Here is a 954-nt window from a genome sequence, read left to right as displayed (position 1 = left end):
ACGACGAGAGCTGGTCCACCATCGTGTTGATCGTGGTCTTCAGCTCCAGGATCTCCCCGCGCGCGTCCACGTCGATCTTCTGCGACAGATCGCCCCGCGCCACCGCGGTGGCGACCTGCGAGATGTTCCGGACCTGCGCGGTGAGGTTGCCCGCCATGCCGTTCACCGAGTCGGTCAGGTCCCGCCAGACGCCGGCCACCCCGGGCACCTGCGCCTGACCGCCCAGCCGGCCCTCCGTACCGACCTCGCGGGCCACCCGCGTCACCTGGTCGGCGAACGCGGAGAGCTGGTCCACCATCGTGTTGATGGTGTTCTTCAGCTCCAGGATCTCCCCGCGCGCGTCGACCTCGATCTTCTGCGACAGGTCGCCCCGCGCCACCGCGGTCGTCACCTGCGCGATCTGCCGCACCTGGGAGGTGAGGTTGCCCGCCATGAAGTTCACGGAGTCCGTGAGGTCCTTCCAGGTGCCCGAGACGCCGTCGACGCGGGCCTGACCGCCCAGCCGGCCCTCCGTGCCCACGTCCCGCGCCATACGCGTGACCTGGTCCGCGAACGAGGAGAGCTGGTCCACCATGGTGTTCACGGTGTTCTTGAGCTGGAGCATCTCGCCGGAGACGTCCACGGTGACCTTCTGCGACAGGTCGCCGTTCGCCACCGCCGTCGTCACCTGCGCGATGTTGCGCACCTGGCCCGTCAGGTTGCGGAAGGCGGTGTTCACCGAGTCGGTGAGGTCCTTCCAGGTGCCCGCCGCGCCCGGCACCCGGGCCTGGCCGCCCAGCTCGCCCTCGACACCGATCTCCCGGGCCACCCGGGTCACCTCGTCGCCGAACGACCGGAGCTGGTCGACCATCGTGTTGACGGTGTTCTTGAGCTCCTGCATCTCGCCGGAGACGTCCACGGTGACCTTCTGCGACAGGTCGCCGTTCGCCACCGCCGTCGTCACCTGCGCGATGT

1 protein-coding gene is annotated in these 954 nt (G+C 69.2%); it reads right to left on the bottom strand.

The window, feature by feature from the left end:
- The coding region (locus HOY81_RS27015; RefSeq protein WP_237323340.1) for a HAMP domain-containing protein at window positions 1–954 on the bottom strand (954 nt) is incomplete at both ends.

Source organism: Streptomyces sp. JJ36, assembly GCF_021696945.1.
Taxonomy (GTDB): domain Bacteria; phylum Actinomycetota; class Actinomycetes; order Streptomycetales; family Streptomycetaceae; genus Streptomyces.
The sequence above is the reverse complement of the archived record's forward strand: the minus strand, read 5'-3'. Positions and strand labels throughout refer to the sequence as shown.